19 protein-coding genes and 1 tRNA gene are annotated in these 20,253 nt (G+C 72.0%); 9 read left to right on the top strand and 11 right to left on the bottom strand.

What is annotated here, in order from left to right:
• Positions 1 to 50: 50 nt before the first annotated feature.
• A complete protein-coding gene (locus KJP73_RS02105) occupies positions 51 to 1,292 on the top strand; it encodes a DNA sulfur modification protein DndB (RefSeq protein ID WP_283770206.1) in 1,242 nt (413 codons plus the stop codon).
• On the opposite strand, the gene KJP73_RS02100 is transcribed toward KJP73_RS02105, so the two are convergent.
• From KJP73_RS02100 to KJP73_RS02085, 4 genes are read right to left on the bottom strand one after another with little or no spacing between them, the layout of a single operon-like run.
• Positions 1,289 to 4,279: a Z1 domain-containing protein gene (locus KJP73_RS02100; protein WP_213281107.1), complete on the bottom strand. Its 2,991-nt coding sequence runs from the start codon at positions 4,277 to 4,279 to the stop codon at positions 1,289 to 1,291. The two genes, KJP73_RS02105 and KJP73_RS02100, sit on opposite strands and share 4 nt — an antisense overlap.
• Positions 4,276 to 5,280: a PD-(D/E)XK motif protein gene (locus tag KJP73_RS02095; RefSeq protein ID WP_213281106.1), complete on the bottom strand. Its 1,005-nt coding sequence runs from the start codon at positions 5,278 to 5,280 to the stop codon at positions 4,276 to 4,278. The genes KJP73_RS02100 and KJP73_RS02095 overlap by 4 nt, the downstream gene beginning before the upstream one ends.
• Positions 5,277 to 6,815, bottom strand: a complete 1,539-nt coding sequence (locus KJP73_RS02090; RefSeq protein WP_213281105.1) for an ATP-binding protein — start codon at positions 6,813 to 6,815, stop codon at positions 5,277 to 5,279. Before KJP73_RS02090 ends, KJP73_RS02095 begins: the two co-directional genes overlap by 4 nt.
• Positions 6,812 to 7,210: a DUF1156 domain-containing protein gene (locus KJP73_RS02085; RefSeq protein WP_213281104.1), complete on the bottom strand. Its 399-nt coding sequence runs from the start codon at positions 7,208 to 7,210 to the stop codon at positions 6,812 to 6,814. The genes KJP73_RS02090 and KJP73_RS02085 overlap by 4 nt, the downstream gene beginning before the upstream one ends.
• A 735-nt stretch (positions 7,211 to 7,945) precedes the next feature.
• On the opposite strand from KJP73_RS02085, the gene KJP73_RS19675 reads away from it, so the two are divergent.
• Entirely contained in the window at positions 7,946 to 8,155 is a 210-nt protein-coding gene (locus KJP73_RS19675; protein ID WP_433995137.1) for a hypothetical protein, read from the top strand.
• 94 nt (positions 8,156 to 8,249) lie between these two features.
• On the opposite strand, the gene KJP73_RS02075 is transcribed toward KJP73_RS19675, so the two are convergent.
• Positions 8,250 to 8,322: transfer RNA gene (locus KJP73_RS02075), tRNA-Arg, on the bottom strand.
• A 128-nt stretch (positions 8,323 to 8,450) separates the two neighbouring features.
• Positions 8,451 to 8,843 carry a MerR family transcriptional regulator gene (locus tag KJP73_RS02070; RefSeq protein WP_249669023.1) on the bottom strand — a complete coding sequence of 131 codons (393 nt, stop codon included), beginning with the start codon at positions 8,841 to 8,843 and terminating at the stop codon, positions 8,451 to 8,453.
• Between the two features lie 116 nt (positions 8,844 to 8,959).
• On the opposite strand from KJP73_RS02070, the gene KJP73_RS02065 reads away from it, so the two are divergent.
• Both KJP73_RS02065 and KJP73_RS02060 read left to right on the top strand, forming a co-directional pair.
• Positions 8,960 to 9,688: an SDR family oxidoreductase gene (locus KJP73_RS02065; RefSeq protein ID WP_213281101.1), complete on the top strand. Its 729-nt coding sequence runs from the start codon at positions 8,960 to 8,962 to the stop codon at positions 9,686 to 9,688.
• Between the two features lie 310 nt (positions 9,689 to 9,998).
• On the top strand, positions 9,999 to 10,367 hold the full coding sequence (locus KJP73_RS02060; RefSeq protein WP_213281100.1) for a DUF4262 domain-containing protein: 369 nt from the start codon (positions 9,999 to 10,001) through the stop codon (positions 10,365 to 10,367).
• A gap of 15 nt (positions 10,368 to 10,382) precedes the next feature.
• Here the strand turns inward: KJP73_RS02060 and KJP73_RS02055 are convergent, their stop codons facing one another.
• Together KJP73_RS02055 and KJP73_RS02050 are read right to left on the bottom strand one after the other, a co-directional pair.
• The gene (locus tag KJP73_RS02055; protein WP_213281099.1) at positions 10,383 to 11,351 is read right to left on the bottom strand and encodes a squalene cyclase; all 969 of its coding nucleotides are present in this window, start codon (positions 11,349 to 11,351) and stop codon (positions 10,383 to 10,385) included.
• Between the two features lie 56 nt (positions 11,352 to 11,407).
• Complete coding sequence (locus KJP73_RS02050) at positions 11,408 to 12,337, bottom strand: NADP-dependent oxidoreductase (RefSeq protein ID WP_213281098.1); 930 nt, start codon at positions 12,335 to 12,337, stop codon at positions 11,408 to 11,410.
• 158 nt (positions 12,338 to 12,495) lie between these two features.
• Here KJP73_RS02050 and KJP73_RS02045 point away from each other — a divergent pair, with 158 nt between their 5' ends.
• Genes KJP73_RS02045 through KJP73_RS02035 form a run of 3 tightly spaced genes read left to right on the top strand, consistent with a single transcriptional unit; the run spans position 12,496 to position 15,168 of the window.
• Positions 12,496 to 13,644: a glutathione-independent formaldehyde dehydrogenase gene (locus tag KJP73_RS02045; RefSeq protein WP_213281097.1), complete on the top strand. Its 1,149-nt coding sequence runs from the start codon at positions 12,496 to 12,498 to the stop codon at positions 13,642 to 13,644.
• 11 nt (positions 13,645 to 13,655) lie between these two features.
• On the top strand, positions 13,656 to 14,765 hold the full coding sequence (locus tag KJP73_RS02040; protein WP_249669022.1) for a major royal jelly family protein: 1,110 nt from the start codon (positions 13,656 to 13,658) through the stop codon (positions 14,763 to 14,765).
• A gap of 25 nt (positions 14,766 to 14,790) precedes the next feature.
• On the top strand, positions 14,791 to 15,168 hold the full coding sequence (locus KJP73_RS02035; RefSeq protein ID WP_213281096.1) for a hypothetical protein: 378 nt from the start codon (positions 14,791 to 14,793) through the stop codon (positions 15,166 to 15,168).
• A gap of 15 nt (positions 15,169 to 15,183) precedes the next feature.
• Here KJP73_RS02035 and KJP73_RS02030 read toward each other — a convergent pair whose 3' ends face one another.
• Together KJP73_RS02030 and KJP73_RS02025 are read right to left on the bottom strand one after the other, a co-directional pair.
• Positions 15,184 to 15,858, bottom strand: coding sequence for a response regulator (locus tag KJP73_RS02030; protein ID WP_349628271.1), 675 nt, complete (start codon positions 15,856 to 15,858; stop codon positions 15,184 to 15,186).
• Positions 15,846 to 17,114: a sensor histidine kinase gene (locus KJP73_RS02025; protein WP_249669020.1), complete on the bottom strand. Its 1,269-nt coding sequence runs from the start codon at positions 17,112 to 17,114 to the stop codon at positions 15,846 to 15,848. The genes KJP73_RS02030 and KJP73_RS02025 overlap by 13 nt, the downstream gene beginning before the upstream one ends.
• A gap of 154 nt (positions 17,115 to 17,268) precedes the next feature.
• On the opposite strand from KJP73_RS02025, the gene KJP73_RS02020 reads away from it, so the two are divergent.
• Positions 17,269 to 18,168 carry an ABC transporter ATP-binding protein gene (locus KJP73_RS02020; protein ID WP_213281094.1) on the top strand — a complete coding sequence of 300 codons (900 nt, stop codon included), beginning with the start codon at positions 17,269 to 17,271 and terminating at the stop codon, positions 18,166 to 18,168.
• Positions 18,165 to 18,956, top strand: a complete 792-nt coding sequence (locus KJP73_RS02015; protein ID WP_213281093.1) for an ABC transporter permease — start codon at positions 18,165 to 18,167, stop codon at positions 18,954 to 18,956. Before KJP73_RS02020 ends, KJP73_RS02015 begins: the two co-directional genes overlap by 4 nt.
• Positions 18,957 to 18,978: 22 nt before the next feature.
• On the opposite strand, the gene KJP73_RS02010 is transcribed toward KJP73_RS02015, so the two are convergent.
• Positions 18,979 to 20,190: a sensor domain-containing phosphodiesterase gene (locus tag KJP73_RS02010; protein ID WP_213281092.1), complete on the bottom strand. Its 1,212-nt coding sequence runs from the start codon at positions 20,188 to 20,190 to the stop codon at positions 18,979 to 18,981.
• Positions 20,191 to 20,253 lie beyond the last annotated feature (63 nt).

Genomic DNA, 20,253 nt, shown 5'->3' with positions numbered 1-20,253 from the left:
TGTCGTGCTGCCGACATCAGAAGCACAGCACGTAGACATCGGAGTGACAGTTGGCGCAGAGAGTCCACACCTTCCCAGCGCATCGCTACAGCCGCGGGGGAATCGCGGTGTTCGTGGTCGCCGTGCCACTGCAGGCCATCGCCGAGCTTCTTCCGGAGCCCGACCCCGCTCACAAGTTCCCGGGGAACCGTCGCGTCGACCTCGCTCATGCCGAAGGTTTCTCGCTGTACTGGCAGCACAACGAGCGCTGGGCGACGCCGCCGCTGCTACTCGACACCGAGGCACGGTTGGGTGACAGGTTCCAACAGGAGACATCGGTGCTGGCGGTCTCGAGCGGCATGCTGACGTTCCCCGATGACTCCAAGACGTCGCTCGAGATCCTCGACGGGCAGCACCGCATCCTGGGATGGCACATCGCGGCCGAACAGATCTCTGCGGGCCTCAGAACCAGTCGCCGGGCACTGGAGAACGCGCACCTCCTGGGCGACACGGGTGCCGGGCGGAGCGCCGGAAGCGCTCTCGATCGCTGGACTCGCCTCTCGGAGCGCCTCCAGACGGAGTGTGTGACGTTGGAGATCTTCGAAGGGGTCGGGATCGAGGAGCACAAACAGCTCTTCTCGGACATCGCGACCAACGCCAAGGGGATCACGAAGTCCCAGGTCGCCGCGTTCGATCAACGCGACCTGGTGAACCGGGTCGCAGCCGAGCTCGCCGTGAAGCACCCGCTGGTCGACGGGATCGTGGATTTCGAGAAGGACCGGATGGCCGGGGCGAGCGAGAACCTCCTCTCGGCGAAGACCCTGGTCGACGTCGTCCGGGCGGCGTCGATCGGGTTCGAGTCCCGGGCGACGCAGAAGCGTGAGGCGCTGCTGGCTCCGGAAGGCGTGAGGGATGTGACGCTCCGGTTCCTCGACGTGCTCCTCGACGAGGTCCCCGGGCTGGCGCGGGTGGCCTCGGGCGCCGAGAGTGCGGCAGCTCTACGCGCCCGAAGCCTTATCGCGTCCGCGACCATCCTGCGGTGTCTCGCCGGCGCCTTCCGCATCGTGGCCGTCGACGGGATCGACGAACTGCGTCCCCGCGTCGACGATGCCGGGGAACTGGCCTTCCGTCGCATGCTCCACCAGCTCGCCGGGTCGTGGAGCTTCCCGATCGACGGCCGTTGGTTCGCCACCGGGTACTTCCCACACACCGGCAGCCGTGCACCGTCCTCGAGGGCACAGGACCTCAAGGGCATGACGATGACACTTGCGTCCTGGGCGCGCGCAGGGGTCCCGGCGGCACGCGACCGCTAACGTGCCGCCTGCGGAATATCTACCGCCGCCAGATCGCGGTGCAGATCGTCGTCCTGAACTCGCTCCCACACGAGTGCGCGTCCGCCTGGTGCTGCGTCCTGAGGAACCACCATCGAAACGAGCACCGTGATGTCCCTCAAGTCCGCGGGTGCGTCGGTGGTCGGCCGCTGTGCGCCTGACTCACGCGGATCCCAGGCGAGGTAGACAAGGACCACGCCCAGGCGCTCGACGTTGCGTCCTTCTGCCAGCGCCTGGAAGGCCACCTCCGCGCTCGGGCCGTCCGCGGCCAACGCCTCCGCGGGACGACGATGCTTGATGTCACTTCCGGAGAAGTCGTGGCGCCCCTCTCGTCGGGCGCGCTCCACGAGCCGGGCGCTTCCCGTAATTCCATCAAGCTTAGTCAGGCCTCCCTCGCCGAGCTGCGGCCACATCACGGCCCAACCCTCGACCCGACCATCGCGGGCCACGTTCTCGAAGAAGCGAACCTGCGGCCGCACCTGCTCCGACACGGCGCTGTTCCAGCGCAGACCCGTGCGCCGGTCCAGGAGGTCGAGGATCTCAGAGTTGTCGACGAGACCGATCCTGGCATCGAACAGGTTTTTGCCGTCGCTGACCGGCACAGGGCCGGTGGTACCTGAGAGGATCCGAGCGACCGTTCCGACGTTGTGTTCCTTGCTGTCTCCGTCATCGCGGGAGGGCACCATGTAAAGGTCCCTGATACGACCGCCCACGCCCTGCTCGATCAGCCGGGCGTTCCACATTTTGTTTCGCGCGGTCAGCTTGACCGCTGGCAGATGCTGACGGATCAGGGGGGGCACCGCCTGCGGCGTCAGGAGCGGCTTCCCGGACTCGTCGAATCCCTCGTACTGCGCCAGCTCGAGCCGCAAGGCCTCCTCGTCGCGGAGCACAGCCTCGAACGCCTGGTAGAGGTCATCGGGGATGAACAGGCGGACCAGGTCCCGGTAGCCCTTGCGGTATCCGAACCAGCGTCCGGCCTGCATCAGGGTGTCACCCTGCCCGGCCGCGCGGCGGTAGTAGGACACGGTCAGGCCCTCGACCGTGAAGCCGCGGCTGAGCTTCGTGCCACCGACGAGAATGCGCCAAACCGGCTCGGCATCGAAGTTGAGACGCTTGGCGTTGGCTTGCAGTTCGGCATCTGAGTTGACGACGATGACGGGATCGCCGTCCGAGGTCATCCGGGCGTAGGCCGCTCCGATGTACGGCTTGATGGCGGCGAACGACTCGGGGACGGGACCGTCCTGGCGCGCGTCGCAGACCTTGCGGTAGTCGGCGTCCCACAGGGCCTCGAGGCGTCGGATGCCCTCCGGCGACGTCGCCGGGTGTGCGGACCATACTTCCCGAACACGCTCCGCAGTCTCGCGGTGCTCGGCCTTCTTGACGGACTCGTGCACCAGCATCGTGTGGTGCTTGCCGGTGCTCGTACCGTGCTCGGTGCGGTAGAGCTTGATCGCCCCCGACAGGACAAAGGCGTCCATGGCATCGAGAAGTTCGGCGTCCAGATCGGCGGCGTCGACATCCGGCTCCAGGTCTCGAACGAACGCCATGCGGTTGGACGTGGTCAGATCGCGCGTCTCTGAGCTCCAGTCGCGCTCTATGTCGTGGAAATCCGCCACACCCATGTAACCGTCCGGGCGGTGGAGGGTGATGAGGAAGTCGGACGGGAAGATGTCCTGCTCATCCGTCGGATCGACGAAGACATTGGCGAACGGCGTGGCGGTGTAGCCGACGTACTGCGCGCGCGGCGCGAGGCCGAGAATCTCGGAGATCGCCTTGTTGATCGCCGTGCGCTTGCGCTCGGCCTCCGTGGCGGCCGCTGCCTTCACCTTGGGGCTCGTCGTGTCGAGCGACGCCTGGTCGGACTCGTCGTCGATGATCAGGATCGGAAGCTCGGCCAATGTCTTCGCTCCTACCGCCTTGAGGTCAGTGATGAGCTTCTTGAGAGTCGTGGAGTTCTTCTTCACGACCGCCAGGTACGCATCCGCGGCCGCGAGGTTCTCGGGGTGGTTCAGTGGCGCAGACTTCTTCGGTCGACTGGGGAAGCGCAGCTTGGTGAGTTCCTGCTTGAGGCGCCTGTAGTCAGCACCGAGCGTCGTCGCGCGGATAATCCGCGGCACTCCGTCGGCGGTCTCGATGCCGGGGTGTCGCACGAACGACGCGTCGTCGTGCCACTCCGGGTCACCGGCGTAGTCGAACTCCTTGAGCCAGGTTTCACTCGTGGTGTCGAGCCCGTGGACGAGATTCTCGTGGCCGACGAGCTCCTTGTCCAGGCGCCGCTGCGTCTGGGCGCGCAGCATCTCGACGGTGCCGGTGAGGACGATCACGAGGCGATAACCGGAGTCGACGGCCTTGGCGATGACGCCAGTGAAGTTCGCCGTCTTGCCGCTCTGGACGTAGCCGATCACAAGCCCGCGAGTCCTCTTCGCCTCAGGCCTAGTGGGATCGGACAGGCGACGGACGACGTCGTCCGAGGCGGCGTCGAGCGACTTGATGACGTCGGCGCCCCATCCCTTCTCGCGGAGGTATTCCTCGTAGTGCGCCCAGTAGAAGCTGTGACGCTCGTGCTTGGCGTCCTCGTACCACGGCTCGAACTCCCTGGAGATCACGACCTCGTGCTTCTCGACCACGGGGCACTTGACGTCGAGCGCTGCCGCCAGTTTGTCCGAGAAGCCCAGCCGGGCGTATGCCCGCTGTCGGCGGGAGCGGGTATGGGGAGGCGGTGCAGGCTCGCCGTTGAGCGCCGCCCACGGTGCCGCGGTGGCGGAGTCCCACGCCAGGAGCGCCCGGTGGAGGCGGTGAACCACGGGGTCCTTGAGGGGCGCGGCTTCGAGGTGAGCAGCGAGCTCGTCCTCGGTGAGGCCTCCGCCGCCGAGGAGGACGTTCACCGTCGAAACGAGAGGCCGCGGCGCAGTATCAGCGTCGGCGTGGAGCAGCATCGTCAGGTCGTGCTGCCAGGCGGGTGCGGTCATGCGGTCGGCTCCTCAGGGTGCTCCACGAATCCGTCCATCGGCGCCGGAGGGACGCCGTAGTCCAACTGGGTCACGTCGACCCGGTACTTCACGTCATTGATCAGTTCCGCTTGAGGCACCGCAACCCTAAGGCGATCGTCCGTCAATGCCGGGAATGCCGCGTCGACGCAGTAGGCGCGCGGGTCGCTCCGAAGGGTGAGGTGGGAGGCGTAAAGGTCGGCATCGGAGTCACGCCAGCCCATCCCGCGCAGCAGTTCGTCGACCCTCGGCCGGCCCCCACTGGCGAGCTGACGGACGTCGGCCACCAGATCGACCAGGCTCCGCCCGGCGTCGGGCGTCGTCGGCGTTACCTGCAAGGAGAGCAGCCACAACGGGACGCCGCGTAGAGGCTGCAACTGTTGCGTCCCGCTGATCACGTGCTGGCGGTGCTCACCCTTGGTGGTCTTGACCTCGAAGTGGACGTCCGCGAGAGCGATATCGTGCTCCTCGTTCATCGGCCCCACCCACGCCGGCACCGCGACGCCCGGGCCGGCGTGACGCAAGAGGTGCTCGAGTGCCAGCAGCTCGCCGTAGAGCCCTATCTGCTGCTCCTCGCTCATCGCGCCGCGCGGGGCCAGCAGCGCACGGTACGTCTCTAGTGCCTGGTACGCCGCGACCCCGACGGACTGCCGGTCCAGCTGAACGAGATCGGCGATGCGGGTCAGGAGGGAGTACGCCTCGTGCAACGAGTGCTCGACGAGCACACGGATCTCCCACCAGACGACACCGTCGTCGGTGTGGGTGGCTAAGTCGATGTTCCGGAACTTCGCCAGGTCGGGCTCCTTGCCGTCGGCCGGGACGCTGAGCTTGATCTCACGATGCGGTGGATCCAGGTCGATGAAGCACTCCGGCGCACCGAGGATCGGGAGCCTTGCGGGATGGCCGTCGGCCCAGTACCCGTCGAGCATGGGCAGGTCCGGGTGTCGCTCGGAGGGCACGAATGGTCCCGTGTCGGACGTCATCGCGGTCCCTCTCCTCGGTTCCGTCGCACCTTCTCCTCCTCGGCGGCTGCTCCGAGAACGGCCTGCCACACCGCCGCCTCGTCGCGCTTCGCGGAGCTGTATTGCATGCCCGTGAAGTGGTCCTGAGCGAGCAGGAAGATCAGGGCCTTTACGAGGGGTGCGTCGTTCAGGCTTTTCTGGCCGGGGGAGTAGAGGTTCCTGTACGCCAGGTTCAGCCACAGCGTCCGTGCAGGCCGGTCGATCTCGAAGAACGTCCCGGCGGGGAGCCGCTTCCAGCGGACCTCCACCGCGTCCTCGTCCGCATGGAAGTCGAGTTCCTCTCCGATCGCTCGCCGAACGCCCTTGGCGAATCCGCGGTCCGGCCGCACCACGGGCTTGCGTTTGTGAGTCCGCTTCTTCGACTGAACCACCACCTCCTCGGCAGCGGTCAGGAAGTCCTCGAACGACACGGCGTCGCCGCCAGGGCTGGAGGTCGCGCGTGCCAGGGCATGGGACAGCGCCGTGCTGAACTGTGTGCCGTTCTTCTCCGGGTTGAGCTGCACCAGCCCGTCGAGACCGTCGGCATCGATGCTGACCCGCGCGAGCTTGCGGAGCGGTCCGGCGTTCGCCACGTTGTTCCAGCCGCCGGCCTGGAGGAGACGGTCCGCGCGATAGACGTAGAACCCCTGGGTCTCCTCGGCGGACTTCTGCTGCAGCCTGAACTCTGTGTTGTTCTCGTACCGCGCCGGCCAGATGTGGCACGTGACGGTGACGTCGATTCCCGCCGCGCGGGCGTGCAGCTGCTTCGGGAAGCCGGGCCGTCCGGTGACGGGGTAGGCGAAGGGATCGACAGGTTGGACCGGCGTGAGTACTCCCTGATTGCCGTGTTCGTCGACCTCCACCGTCTGCACCACCACGCGATTGGCGGCGAGGAGGCGGTGGTAGACGAGGCCGAGGTGGTGTCGGACACGCTGCTGAGCGTGGGACAGCCAAATCGCCGCCTCGGTCGGCGACGCTCCATGGACGCCGGCCTTGAGCTCGGTGAGCGCGATGATCGTGCCGCGTTCGGCACCGTCGAGTCCGTGCCGAAGCGAACGCTCGGCGGCCTTGGTACTCAGCACGTCGCATGAGTAGTCGCGTTGCATGTCGACGCGTGTGAGTCTGCGGCCGACGGGGCTGGCTCCGTACCGGCGCGACCACACCGTCAGGACGTTCGCGACCCCGAGGGCCGCTGACTTGAGCCCCACACCGAAGTGCCCCAGGTCGCCGGCCGCGTACTCACGCTGACCTCCGAGCCGCATCGCACGGTCCGCGATGTCGGCGTCCATACCGTCGCCGTCATCGATGACCAAGATTCCGGCGAGGTGACCGTTCCAGGTGATGAACCGGATCGTGACCGTCGTGGCGTGGGCGTCGATGCTGTTGTCAACAAGGTCCGCCATGGCCGACTCGAGGGTGTGGTGGGTGCCGAGGCTCTTCACGAAGGCCGGATCCGGCGTGAGGATCAGTCGGCCGATAACCTCGCCTGCCAGCGAGTCCGCTTGGACGTCGGTCATCGGTCAGTACTCCACGTCGTTGAATCGGCTGGCGTCGAACCGGAGGTTCCGGGCGTCTCGCGGACGGCCCGCTGAATGGTCAGGATCTCCTCGTGCGCCTCACGCAGCAGTCGCTCATCGCCGGTGTTCTCCCAGACAACCAGACGGCGGATGACGTTGTGCAGCCGCTCCCCTTCGACCTCTTGGTCCTCCTCGGTGGGGAACCGGTGGGGGCGCGAAGACGGGTCGTCGAGCTGGGCGGGGACCACGCCCGGAGCCGCGGCCAACGGTCGGCGAGCCCACCACAAGTGCAGGGTGGGCGGGTGGCCTTGCCGGATCGACTCCTCCCGGGCGGACCCGTGGTTGATGTCCTCCAGGGGCAGCGAGACTTCGATGAGCTTGCCGAACTGCGTCACCTGTGGAGTCCTTCCGAGGCCTCAGGGCCTGTGGATATCTCGATGGAGGCCATCGTAGGAGGCGTCACCGACACTCCGAGTCTCATCGGCTTCCGGCCCCCGTTTCGTGAGCATTCGTCCAAGCGTGAGCGACGAGGGCCGCCGCCTGCTCCATGTCCGCGTGTTCCCAGAACCGGGGGACAAGCCACCCGATGGACGTCAGATGCGCGTCGGTATCCCGGTCGCGCTGCACGTTCGTCGCTAGCTTTACCTCCCACCATGCGGCATTGCTCGTAGGACGCGTCGCGTGCTCCGGGCGGCCCTTCCAGAAGCAGACGTCGACGAAGACCGCGATGCGGGCACGGGTGAACAGGACGTCGGCACGGCGCCTGGGGAGGCCGGGGAGGGCGTAGTCGACACGGAAGCGCAGTACCGCCGATGGAGAGCCCGGCGCAGCAGCAGTTCCGGTCCGGTGTCCCTCCGGCGCTGCCAGGACATCCGGTCGGAGAGATTGCTCTGGAAGCGGGGATCCGGGGCTGGGGGGCGGCACCGCGCTTGGGCGCCTCCCGCCCACCTCGCCGGTTGCGTCCCCGCTGCCAGCGAGCGGCCCCATGGTCACCCCCAATGCTCGCGCAGCACTGACGTGCCCGGAAGCGGCTCGTCGGCGATGACGGTCCTCGATCTCTTCGCCGCGCAAGCGGGTTCAGTGCGGGGTTGGGATCGCAAGGGGGCTACTCGACCGTGGAGACCGTCGAGATGGACGTCGCGGCTGCGGCCACCTATCAGCAGAACCACCCGGAGGCCGACGTCTTCGTCCGGCCGATCCAGGAGTGGCTACGAACGCGGTACGTGCCCTCGGTCGACGTCATCGTGGGTGGGCCGCCCTCTCGACATTCGGCAAGCAGGACGCCGAGGATGAGCGCAACACCCTCTGGCGTGAGAACCCCCGCAGGATCGTCCGGGTGAGACCCCGGTATTTCGTGGTGGAGAACGTCGCGGCCTTCATGAAGTCGGCGCAGTACCCAGCAGCTCCTCGATGCACCTGTACAAACGGGTGCTGTGCGCCTGGGCAGACTCGAACTGCCGACACCCGCTTTAGGAGAGCGGTGCTCTATCCACTGAGCTACAGGCGCGCGGGACCCGCGAGGTGTTCTCGTCGGCCCCATGCGTCGCCGGTCGGACCGGTGGGGCCCGTTCGGCGCGGGTTCAGCCTACCGGCGGGCGGCTCGGGGATGTGCCAGGGCCGGAGGACCCACCGCGCTCATCCCGCTGCCGGTGCGGTCTCGGTCCGGAGCGCGGGACAGTGCTCGGGGTCCGGGTGCAGCGAGAGCTCGATGACGCGGTCGAGCTGAGCGCGGGCCTGCGCGAGCGCGGCCATGCTCTCGGTGATGCGGTCACGCTCCTGCCGGAGGAGGGCGAGCGCCTCGTCGCTGGCCACCCCGGAGTCGACGCACGGCAGCAGCTCCACGATCGTGCGGCTGGCGAGTCCCGCCGCGAACAGCTGCTGGATCAGCTGGACGCGTTCGACCGCGGCCTCGTCGTACACGCGCTGGCCGCTCGCCGTCCGCTGGGCCGGCAGGAGGCCCTGCTCCTCGTAGTAGCGCAGGGCCCGGGGGCTGACCCCGGCCCGTTCAGCGACGTCCCCGATGCGCACGCGCACCCCTTCGGTCATGACGGCGGGCCGGACTTGCCCTTGACGTCAACGTGAGGTTCTAGCGTACCCGCGCAGGTCGACCACCAGGCCGACCGCGAGAAGGGAGAACGCCACACATGGACATCACCGACCAGGTCGCCCTCGTCACCGGAGCCAACCGCGGCATCGGCCGCCGGTTCGTCGACGAGCTCCTCGCCCGCGGGGCCCGCAAGGTCTACGCGACAGTACGGCGCACCGAGACCCCGGAGGCGCGCGAGCTCGCGTCCCTCGACCGCGTCGAGGTGCTGCAGCTCGACATCACCGACCACGCCTCGGTCGTGGCCGCCGCCCGGGCGGCGACGGACGTCACCCTGCTGATCAACAACGCGGGCATCGCCACCTCGACGCCGCTCGTCACGGGCGACCTCGACGAGATCCGGCGTGAGATGGACACGCACTTCTGGGGCACGCTCGACATGATCCGCGAGTTCGCCCCGGCGCTCGCGGCGGCCGGCGGCGGCGCGGTCGTCAACGTCCTGTCGGCGCTGTCGTGGTTCTCCTTCCCCGGGAACGGGGCCTACGGAGCCGCGAAGGCCGCCGAGTGGAACATGACCAACGGCGTGCGCCTCGACCTCGCCGCGCAGGGCACCCTGGTCCAGGGCGTCCACCTCGGGGCGGCGGACACCGACATCATGGCCGGCTACGACGGGCCGATGATCGACCCCGCGCTCGTGCCCCGCGCCTCGCTCGACGGCCTGGCCGCCGGGGAGATCGAGGTCGTCGTCGACGAGTGGAGCGCGATGGTCAAGGCCTCGCTCGCCGGCGACCCGGCCGCGCTGTACGCCCGGATCGCACCCGCCAGCTGACGGGCGCAGGCCGACGTCCCGGCCGGGGCGCCGCACGTGGCGGCGCCCCGTGCTCCGGTCGTGCAGCGATTTTCCGACGGACCCGCACAATGCGCACAGAAATGCGTGCAAACTCGGGCACCACCGGGAGCGCCGGCGCCCGAGCGTCCCGGTCATCGCGCCGGACGGAGTTCTCGACGCCCGGGGTGCGGCATTCTCACCAATGCACGACCACTTCGCGCCGAAGGACGGGCTTGACCTTCTTCTTTTCCGGGCTATGGTGCTCGGACGGTGACGACCCGGGCGCTGCCCGAGAAGACAGGTGACCCCCATGAGGACGCACGAGGACCACGCGCTCCGTGGCGAGATCGAGCTGTACGGCTGGGCCCTGCAGTACGTGGTCGGCGCCCGGCTCGCGACGTCCTTCGGGTACACGGCCGGGCTACACCTGCGGGACCTGCCCGAGCTCGTCGACGCGGGGCTGCCGCCGGAGCAGGCGTGGCTGGTCCTGGACGACGTGGCCGGGCGGGCGACCGCGGGGCTCGCGCTCGACGACGGCGCGGTGGTCGGGGACCTGCCGCTCGGCCTGCACGCGCGGCTCGTCGCGGTCGAGGACACGACCGAGCTGCACCGGGCCCGCGCGCTGACCGGGTCGCCCGACCGGCTGCGTGCCCTGCACCTCGACCTGAGCGTCGCCTAGCAGCCCGAGCGCGGATCAGCCGCCCGCCCGGTCCCACCACGCCAGCACCCGCGCGGCGTGGAACGTCAGCCACCGCGACGGCTCCCCCGCCGGCACGTCGACCTCGAACCACGCGGTCCCGGGGTGGCGCCGCTCCTGCAGCCACGTGCCGTCGGACTGCCGGGCGGCGCGGATCGACTCGACCGCGTCCGCCAGCCGCGGGTCAGGGGGCACCCCGTCGTGCAGCGCGGCGGACCGGAAGTGGTCCACGGCCTTGAGCGCGCTGTAGAACCAGCGGAACGGGTACGCGAGGTGGGTGGCCCACGGCGCGACCAGCTCGCCGGTGGACCGGCGGTAGAGCAGCCGCCGCTCCAGCAGGTACTCCTCGCCCGCGTGCCGGGCGGCGCGCAGATCCCCCGCGGTGCCCGTCGCCTGCTCGTACGACAGGATGCCGCGGAGCGCGTTCAGCGTGGAGTGGAACGACGACCGCGTGGACCCCTCGACCCACGCGCAGTTCCAGCCGCCGTCGGGCAGCCGGTGCTCGACGAACCACTGCGCCAGCCCGGAGACGTCCGCGCCCAGCCACGCGCCGTTCGCGAGCGTGTAGGCGTTGATGCAGGCGTCGACCTCGCCGTCCCAGTACGGCAGGTCGTCGTACTCCCAGCGGCTGTTCGCGGCGAGCTTCTCGGCGGTGCCCGCGAGCGCCGACGCGTCGACGCCCCACTCCCGCAGGGCGTTGAGGCTCCAGGTCGTGGCGGTCCACGGCTGGCCCTCCTCCTCCTCGGGGCCCTCGAGGTACCCGGCCGGGAAGTACGCGCCGCCCGCCCACTGCCCGTCCGGGTCCTGGTGGGCGAGCAGCCGGGCGCCGAACCCCTCGGTCGCGACCCGCGCCCGCGTCGCCCGCCACACCGACGGCGGCGCTCCCGCGAGGTCCCGTTCGACCTGCCAGCGCAGGGCGGGGTCGCTGTCGAGCAGCCAGTCCAGGAGCGCACCGTCGAGCACCATGGATCGAGACTACGAGCCCCCTCCGACACGCCCGCCCGCCAGCCGGGGGCGGCGGCTCAGAGCTCCAGGACGAGCCGCCCCCGCACCCCGCCGGCCGCCAGCCGCCGGTGCGCCTCCGCCGCGTCGCTCGCGGGCATCGTCGCGGCGACCCGCACGGTGAGCCGCCCCTCGGCCGCCATCCGCAGCAGCTCCGCGAGCCGCGCCCCGTCCTCCAGGTAGTCCGCCGGCCTGACCGTCCGCACGTGGATGCCGCGGTCCGCCTCGCCGTCGAACGGCCGCAGCGCGACGACGACGCCGCCGTCCCGCACCGCACCGAGCGCCTTCGCCCCGAGCAGGGCGGCGTCGAGCAGCCCGTCGACCCCGCCTGGCTCCGCCGCGCGGACGGCGTCGCCGAAGCCGTCACCGCGCGGCACGACGGTGCGGGCGCCGACGGCGCGGACGAACTCCTCGTCCTCCGGCTTCGCGTCGGCGACCACGCGGTAGCCGTGCGCCGTCGCGAGCTCGATCGCGTACCCGCCGACGGCTCCGGCCGCTCCCGTGACCGCCAGCGTCCCCGCGTCGGGCAGCGTGAGCAGGTCCAGCGCCCGCAGCGCCGTCAGCCCGTTGAGCGGCACCGTCGCCGCCGCGACCAGGTCCAGGTCGTCGGGCACCCGGGCGACGCTCGTCTGCGGCACGACGACCCGCTCCGCGTAGGCGCCGCCTTCCGGCCGGCGGGGGTTCACGACGGCCGCCACCCGGTCGCCGACGGACAGCTCCACGCCCGGGCCGATCGCGTCGACGACGCCCGCGGCGTCCATGCCCGGCACGTACGGCGGCTCCAGCCCCTCGGGGATGCCGAGGCCCTCGCGCAGCCCGGTGTCCGTGGGGTTCACCGCGGCCGCCCGCACCGCGATGCGGATCTCCCCCGGCCCGGGCTCCGGCTCCGGCAGGTCGAGCTCGCGCAGCCGCTCCGGGCCGCCGGGTTCCGTCACTCCGATCGCGCGCATGCGGCCACGCTAGGTCGACCCCCACGAGCGCGCCGCTCGAGAGCGGCCCCCAGATGCCGACCCGGGCTCGCGGGCGCAGGATCGAAGGGCGCCGTGCGGTCCGACCGCGGCCACCCCGGGCCCGGAGCGGCCACGCCACCTCACGAGGGAGCACACCCATGCGCGCAGTCGTCTACCGCGGTCCCCGGTCCGTCGAGGTCGTCGAGGTCCCGGACCCGACGATCCAGAAGCCCACCGACGTGATCGTGCGGATCACCACGACGAACATCTGCGGTTCCGACCTGCACATGTACGAGGGCCGCACCTCGGTCGAGGAGGGCAAGGTCCTCGGGCACGAGAACATGGGCGTCGTCGAGGAGGTCGGCCCGGCGGTCAGCCGGATCAAGGTCGGCGACCGGGTGAGCGTCCCGTTCAACATCGCGTGCGGGACGTGTCGCAACTGCCTGCACGGCTGGACGTCGTTCTGCCTGCGCACGAACCCGATCGAGGGCATGGACGGCGCGGCGTACGGCTACGCGAACATGGGGCCCTACGACGGCGGGCAGGCCGAGTACCTGCGCGTCCCGTACGGCGACGTGAACCTGCTCGAGCTGCCGGAGGGCACGGAGCACGAGAACGACTTCACGATGCTGAGCGACATCTTCCCGACCGGCTGGCACGGCACGGAGCTGGCCCGGATGTCGCCGGGCGACGACGTGGCCGTGTTCGGCGCCGGCCCGGTCGGGCTGATGGCCGCGCACAGCGCGCTGCTCCGCGGGGCCTCCCGGGTGTTCGTCGTCGACAAGGAGCCGGACCGGCTGAGGCTCGCCGAGAGCATCGGCGCGATCGGTGTGGACTTCTCGCAGGGCGACCCGGTCGAGCAGCTGATGGACGCGACGCTCGGCCGCGGCGTGGACTGCGGCGTCGAGGCCGTCGGGTACCAGGCGCACGACCCCTCCGGCGAGGAGCACCCGGAGCTGGTGCTCGACAACCTGGTCGCGAGCGTGCGGACCACCGGCGGCATCGGCGTCGTCGGCGTGTACATGCCGCAGGACCCTGGCGCGGCGGACGAGGGCGCGAAGGAGGGCCGCATCGGCTTCGACTACGGCACGTTCTTCACCAAGGGCCAGCACATGGGCACCGGCCAGGCGCCCGTCATGCGGTACAACCGGCAGCTCCGCGACCTGATCGTCGCGGGCAGGGCGAAGCCGTCGTTCATCGTGTCCCACGAGCTGCCGCTCGACCAGGCGGCCGACGGGTACGCCCGGTTCGACGCCCGCGAGGACGGGTGGACGAAGGTGCTGCTGCGCCCGGGCGCCGCCGCGTGAGCGGGCGGGACGTGAGCGGCCCGGAGGTGACCGCGCAGGACGCGCCGGTCGGCGAGCCGGAGCTCGTGCACGCGTTCGACGGCCCGATGCCGACCGGCGTGACGGTGTCCGCCGCGGGGCGCGTGTTCGTCAACTACCCGCTGTGGGGCGACGACGTGCCGGCGACCGTCACGGAGCTGCGCGACGGCGTCGCGGTGCCGTACCCGGACGAGGCGTGGAACTCCCCCGGCGGCGACGACGACGCGAGCGCGTTCGTCTCGGTGCAGAGCGTCGTCGTCGACCCCGCCGACCGGCTCTGGGTGCTGGACACCGGCAGCCCGATGTTCCGGCCGACGTCGAAGGGCGGCCCGAAGCTGGTGTGCGTGGACCTCGCGACCGACGAGGTCGTCCAGGTGATCACGTTCGACACCGACGTCGCCCTGCCGAGCACGTACCTCAACGACGTGCGGTTCGACCTGCGCCGCGGGGAGGCGGGCACGGCGTTCATCACCGACTCCTCAGACTCCGGGCCGAACGGGATCGTCGTCGTGGACCTCGCGTCGGGCCGGGCGTGGCGCCGGCTGCACGACCACCCGTCGACGAAGGCGCAGCCGTGGTCGGAGTTCCGGCCCGTCGTGGAGGGCCGCCCGTTCGTGCAGCGGCCCGAGCCGGACGCGGAGCCGCAGCCGGTCGCGATGGGCGCCGACGGCATCTCCATCTCCGCCGACGGCGAGCGCCTCTGGTACTGCCCGCTGGCCTCCCGCCGGTGGTGGAGCGTGTCCGTCGACGCGCTCGCCGACGAGCAGGCCGACGAGTCACGGGTCGCCGCGACGGTCCGCGACGAGGGCGACAAGGGCACCGGCTCCGACGGGCTCGAGACCGACGACGAGGGCCGGCTGTACCTGACCGCCTACGAGCACGACGCCGTGCTGTGCCGCGAGCCCGACGGGACGTTCCGGACGGTGCTGCACCACCCGAGCGTGCTCTGGCCGGACACGATGGCCGTCGCCGACGGGTACCTCTACGTCACCGCCAACCAGCTGCACCGGCAGGCGACGTACCAGGGCGGCGAGGACCTGCGCGAGCGGCCGTACGCGCTGTTCCGGGTGCCGATCGACGCCGGGCCGGTGCGGCTGCGCTGACGCGGCGCCCCACTAGCCTGTGCCGATGCTGCCCGCCGACTGGTCCGAGCACCGCCGCGCCGACGACCGCGAGCTCCTGGGCTGGATCCGGCCGGACGGCGAGGACTTCGTCGCGGTCGACCGCCTCGGGCGCGACCTGACCGGTCCGGTCGACTGGCTCGCGGCGGAGGAGGCGCTGGAGGGGCGCGGGCTGCGGTGGCTCGCCGACCTGTGGCAGCTCGACCTGCCGGACGGGTCGGTGCAGCGCGTGCGGTTCGTCGAGGTCGGCCCGGACCGGGTCGTGGTCGCGCCCGACGTCATGGGCGCGCCCGGGCGCGGGACGCACACGCTGCCGTTCCCCGCTCCCGCGACGCTCCGGCCGTTCCAGGGCGACCCGCACGTGATCGGCGACGTGACGGCCTGACCCGGTCGGTGCGCGCTACTCCACCCCGGCGTCGTGCACCAGCCGCGCGATCTGCACCCGGTTCGTCACGTCGAGCTTCGCGAACAGGTGCGCCACGTGGGTCTTCACGGTCGCGAGCCCGAGGTAGAGCTGCTCGGCGATCTCCGCGTTCGACAGCCCGCGCGCCACGGCGGTCGCGACGTCCCGCTCGCGAGGGGTGAGCTGCTCCAGCCGGCGGACGGCGTCGTCGCGGCGGGTCCGGTCCTCGGGGCGGGTGACCGTGGCGATGAGCTGCGCCGTGACCGTCGGGGACAGGATCGGCTCCCCGGCGGCGACGCGGCGGACGCCCTCGACCAGCTGGGCCGGCGGCGTGTCCTTCAGCAGGAACCCGGCGGCACCCTCGCGCAGGGCCCGGAGCACGAGCTCGTCGGCGTCGAACGTCGTGAGCACGACCACCCGGGCGGTCGACCCCTGGGCGCGGAGCGTGCGCAGGGCGGTGAGGCCGTCGACGCGCGGCATCCGGACGTCCATCAGCACGACGTCGGGACGCAGCCGCCCGACGACGTCGACCGCCTCGGCCCCGTCGGCGCACTCGGCGACGATGTCGATGGCGGGGTCGCCCCCGAGAATCATCCGCAGGCTGGCCCGCACGAGGGCGTCGTCGTCGACGACCACGAGGCGGACCGGGGCGGGGGTCGTCAGCTCGGCCACGGCAGCCACACTCTCATGGCAAAGGTGCCGTCCCGCTCGACCCCGTGCTCCAGCGAGCCGCCGAGCAGGTCCGCGCGCTCCGCCGCGCCCACCAGGCCCAGCCCGGCACCGGGGACGGCGGCCGGCACGGTCGCGGGGACCAGGTTGCGGGCCTCCAGGAGCAGCCGCTCCCCCGGGACGCCGGCCAGCCGGACCCGCACCTCCTGACCCGGTGCGTGCTTGCGCGCGTTGGTCAGCGCCTCCTGCAGGACGCGGAACGCCGTCCGGGACGTCGTGCCGGGCAGGGCCGCGAGCGCCGCGAGGTCACCGCCGGGCAGGCCCGAGGTGTCGAGCTGGATGCGGCCGCCGGCCTCGACGGAGTCGGCGAGCAGCGCGGGCAGCTCCGCGAGGGTCGGCTGCGGGGCCTCGACGGCGACCTGCCCGGCCTGTCCCGGCCGCAGGACCCCCGAGCCGCCGTCGGTGCGCAGGACGCCGAGCACCTCGCGCAGCTCGCCGAGCGCCTGGTGCGCGCTGTCCCGGATCGTCTCCGCGGACTGCGTGATCTGCTCCCGGGTGAGGTCCTCGCGGTAGGCCAGGGCGCCGGCCTGCATCGCGACCAGCGAGATGCGGTGCGCGAGCACGTCGTGCATCTCCCGGGCGATCCGGGTGCGCTCCGCCTGCCGGGCCTGCTCCGCGCGGGACTCCTGCGCGTGCTCCGCGGCCTCGGCCCGCAGCTCGAGGGAGCGGACGAGCTCGCGCCGGGTGCCGATGTAGAAGCCCGTGGCGATGACCAGCGCCGTGCCGAGCACGCTGAGCGCGATCACGAGCATCGTCATCAGGTGGCTCGGGGGCTCCTCCTGGGCTCCGGTCTGGTAGACGAGCTCGTAGACGAGACCGGCCGCGAACCACAGCCCGGCGACCGGCAGGACCTCGCGCCACCGCCGCCGCGTGCTGAGCGACACGAGCGCGAGGATCGCGGGTCCAGCAGCGAACGACGACACCGCCGTGGCGGCGGCCAGCACCGCGGCCACCACGACGGGGTACCGCCGGCGCAGCGGCAGCAGGCCGATCGACAGGACCCCCACCACGAGGTCCAGCAGGACGGCGGCGCCGACGCGGCCGTCGTCCTCGACCCCGGGCTGCGTGCTGAGGTCGATGACCACGATCATCCACAGCAGGAGCCCCGTGCCGATGGCGACGAGGTAGCGCCAGGTCCGGGACCAGCCGCCCAGGCGCGGCGGCTCGGCGACCGCGGCGGTGGCGGGACGGGAGGGCATGCCGGCGAGCATAGGTCGGGCGCTGCCCGCCGCGGATCGCCCCGGCGGCTGCGACGCCTCCGCCGAAAGGTGGAGCGGCCCACCCACCGGCGCCGCCCGGGTCGAGCCCCGGAGCCGACGCGGGCCGGGACGCCCCGCGGCGAGGCTGACCACCATGATCGACATCAGCCACCTCACCAAGCGCTACGGCGCCACGACCGTCCTGGACGACGTGTCGTTCACCGCCCGGCCCGGCCGGGTGACCGGGTTCCTCGGCCCGAACGGGGCCGGCAAGTCCACGACCATGCGCGTGCTGTGCGGGCTCGCCACCGCGACGTCCGGCACGGCGACCGTCGCGGGCCGGCCGCTGCGGGACCTGCCCACCCCCGGCCGCGTCGTCGGCGTCCTGCTCGACGCGTCCGCCCAGCACGCCGGGCGCTCGGGCCGCGAGGTGCTGACCCTGTCGGCGCGGCTCATGGGCCTGCCCGGCTCGCGCGTGGCGGAGTGCCTGGCGCTGGTCGGGCTGACCGCCGCGGAGGCCGACGCTCGCACCCGCACGTACTCCCTGGGCATGCGGCAGCGGCTCGGGCTGGCGCACGCGCTGCTCGGGCAACCGCGGGCTCTGGTGCTGGACGAGCCGGCGAACGGCCTCGACCCGGCCGGCATCCGGTGGATGCGGGACCTGTTGCGCGCATTCGCCGACGACGGCGGCACCGTGCTGCTGTCCTCGCACCTGCTCCGCGAGGTCGAGGCCGTCGCCGACGACCTCGTGCTCATCGGCCGCGGGCGGGTGCTCGCGCAGGGCAGCGCGCAGGAGCTGCTGTCCGCGCCGGGCACCGAGGTGCGCAGCCTCGACGACGGCGCGCTCGCCCGCGCGCTGCTCACCGCGGGCCACGACGTCCGGCCGCTCGACGGCGGGGGCCTGGCCACGTCCGCGGGCGCGGAGGCCGTCGGCCGCTGCGCGCTCGACCAGGGCGTCGTCGTGCTCGACCTGCGCCCCGCCCGGTCCGCCGGCATCGAGGACCTGTTCTTCACGCTCACCGCTGGGACCGACCGACAGGAGGCCGCGGCATGACCGCCGTCCGTGAGAACCCCGCCGTGGCGCTGCCGGCCCCCGCCGCGCTCCCCGGCATCCCGTGGCACCGCCAGGTGCGCGTCGAGCTCCGCAAGCAGATCGACACCCGTGCCGGCCGCTGGCTGCTGGCCCTGATCGTCCTCGTCGACGTCGCCTTCATGGCCCTCATGCTGTGGACCTCCGACGCGGGGTCGCTCAGCTGGTCCGACCTCACCGAGGCCGCCACCGCGGGGCAGCTGCTGCTGCTGCCGCTGGTCGGCGTGCTCGCCGCCACCTCCGAGTGGTCGCAGCGCACCGCCCTGACGACGTTCGTGCTGGAGCCGCGGCGCACCCGCGTGCACGGGGCGAAGGCCGCCGCGGCCGGGCTGCTCGCGCTGGCGATCATGGTCGCCACCGTCGCGGCCGCCGCGCTGGCGAACCTCACCGGCGGGGCGCTGCGGGACGGCGCGGGGCCGTGGACCCTCGACTGGGCGCTGGTCGGCGGCAGCACCCTCGGGCTGCTGCTGCTCGTCGCGCAGGGGCTCGGGTTCGGGCTCGCGCTGCTGTCCACCCCGGCGGCGATCGTCGCCTACCTGGCGCTCCCGACCGTGTGGACGATCGTCGCGAACCTGGTCGACGCCCTGCGGGAGCCCGCCGAGTGGCTCGACATGTCCGGGCCGGTGTCCACGCTCATGTCCGGGGACATGGCCGGCGGCGACTGGGCGCGCCTCGCGACGTCGACCGCGCTGTGGGTCGGGGTGCCGCTGGCGATCGGCCTGTGGCGGACGGCGCGGCGGGACGTGGCCTGAGGCGGCGCGGCACCTCGTCCGGTCAGCGGGCGGGTGCCGCCACCGCGTCCTCCCACGGCCCCGGCCGCCCCAGCAGGTACCCCTGCCCGAGCTCGACCCCGAGCCCGAGCAGCGCGTCCCGCTCCTGCGGCGTCTCGACGCCCTCGGCCACCAGCCGGGACCCCAGCGTGCCCGCGAAGTCGCCGACGGCTCGCGCGAGGGCCTGCCGGACCGGGTCGGCGTCGATCCCGCGGACCAGCCCGAGGTCGAGCTTGATGATCGTCGGCCGGAGCTGGAGCACGTGCCGGAGGCTGGCGAACCCCGCGCCGGCGTCGTCGACCGCGACGTGCACCCCGGCGTCCTTCAGCCGGTCCGTCACCGCGCACAGCGCCGGGTAGTCCTGCACCGGGGTGTGCTCGGTGACCTCGACGCCGACCGACCGGCCGCCCGGCAGCAGCAGGGCGGGCGTCCGGGGGTCCAGCAGCGCCTCGGCGGACAGGTTCACGGACAGCCGCACGCCGGCGGGCAGGTCCGGCAGCCGGTCGAGCGCGCACCGCGCGGCCAGCAGCTCGAGCTCCACCGCCAGGCCGGCGGCGGACGCGGCGGCGAACGCGTGCACCGGCGTCGGGAACCGGGCGGGGTCGAACCGGGACAGCGCCTCGACCGCGACCACCTCGCCGGTCGCCAGCCGCACGATCGGCTGGAACACGGTGCGCAGGTCCCCGGTCGCGACGACCTGCCGCACCCAGCGCACCCGCTCGGACACCGCCGGCCGGTGCGGCAGGCCCAGCACCCCGAGCCGGTCCTCGACCAGCGCCGCGGCGAGCCCCATGACGCGCAGCGCGTCCTCGTCGAGCAGCGGGTTCGGCCCCCGGCCGAGGCAGCAGAGCATCCCGACGGGCCGGCCGTCCGGGCCCCGCAGCGGCGCGCCGACGTAGGAGCCGATCCCCAGCTCCGCCGTCGCGGTCAGCTCCCGTGCCACCGGGTGCCGACGCGCGTCGGGGATCACCCCCGGGAGGCTGCCCGACAGCACCCGCACGCAGTACGTGTCGTCGAGGTCCCGCGCGTCGCCCACGGCCATCTGCATCGGGCCCGTCTCGGCGCTGGTGGCGAGCACGACCTCCGCGGACGTCGTCAGGCCCGAGAGGAACGCGATGTCCATCCCGAGGTGCTCGCGCACGCGGTCCAGGATCCGCCGCACCGCGCCTGCATCGGCCTCGGCCTCGGCCGGCGACCGGTCCTCGGTGACGCTCATCCCACCCCCGTGCGTCCTTGCCTGGTGATGACGCGGTCAGCCTAGTGACGCACCGCCGGACGG

Origin of the sequence: Cellulomonas hominis, from assembly GCF_901521055.1 — a bacterium.
Taxonomy (GTDB): domain Bacteria; phylum Actinomycetota; class Actinomycetes; order Actinomycetales; family Cellulomonadaceae; genus Cellulomonas; species Cellulomonas endometrii.
The sequence above is the reverse complement of the archived record's forward strand: the minus strand, read 5'-3'. Positions and strand labels throughout refer to the sequence as shown.

Bases quoted from the DNA above. Each gene is read 5' to 3' on its own strand.
- KJP73_RS02100 (WP_213281107.1), bottom strand. From the start codon at position 4,279: ATGACCGCACCCGCCTGGCAGCACGACCTGACGATGCTGCTCCACGCC.
- KJP73_RS02095 (WP_213281106.1), bottom strand. From the start codon at position 5,280: ATGACGTCCGACACGGGACCATTCGTGCCCTCCGAGCGACACCCGGAC.
- KJP73_RS02090 (WP_213281105.1), bottom strand. From the start codon at position 6,815: ATGACCGACGTCCAAGCGGACTCGCTGGCAGGCGAGGTTATCGGCCGA.
- KJP73_RS19675 (WP_433995137.1), top strand. From the start codon at position 7,946: ATGGACGTCGCGGCTGCGGCCACCTATCAGCAGAACCACCCGGAGGCC.
- KJP73_RS02065 (WP_213281101.1), top strand. From the start codon at position 8,960: ATGGACATCACCGACCAGGTCGCCCTCGTCACCGGAGCCAACCGCGGC.
- KJP73_RS02060 (WP_213281100.1), top strand. From the start codon at position 9,999: ATGAGGACGCACGAGGACCACGCGCTCCGTGGCGAGATCGAGCTGTAC.
- KJP73_RS02055 (WP_213281099.1), bottom strand. From the start codon at position 11,351: ATGGTGCTCGACGGTGCGCTCCTGGACTGGCTGCTCGACAGCGACCCC.
- KJP73_RS02050 (WP_213281098.1), bottom strand. From the start codon at position 12,337: ATGCGCGCGATCGGAGTGACGGAACCCGGCGGCCCGGAGCGGCTGCGC.
- KJP73_RS02045 (WP_213281097.1), top strand. From the start codon at position 12,496: ATGCGCGCAGTCGTCTACCGCGGTCCCCGGTCCGTCGAGGTCGTCGAG.
- KJP73_RS02035 (WP_213281096.1), top strand. From the start codon at position 14,791: ATGCTGCCCGCCGACTGGTCCGAGCACCGCCGCGCCGACGACCGCGAG.
- KJP73_RS02025 (WP_249669020.1), bottom strand. From the start codon at position 17,114: ATGCCCTCCCGTCCCGCCACCGCCGCGGTCGCCGAGCCGCCGCGCCTG.
- KJP73_RS02020 (WP_213281094.1), top strand. From the start codon at position 17,269: ATGATCGACATCAGCCACCTCACCAAGCGCTACGGCGCCACGACCGTC.
- KJP73_RS02015 (WP_213281093.1), top strand. From the start codon at position 18,165: ATGACCGCCGTCCGTGAGAACCCCGCCGTGGCGCTGCCGGCCCCCGCC.
- KJP73_RS02010 (WP_213281092.1), bottom strand. From the start codon at position 20,190: ATGAGCGTCACCGAGGACCGGTCGCCGGCCGAGGCCGAGGCCGATGCA.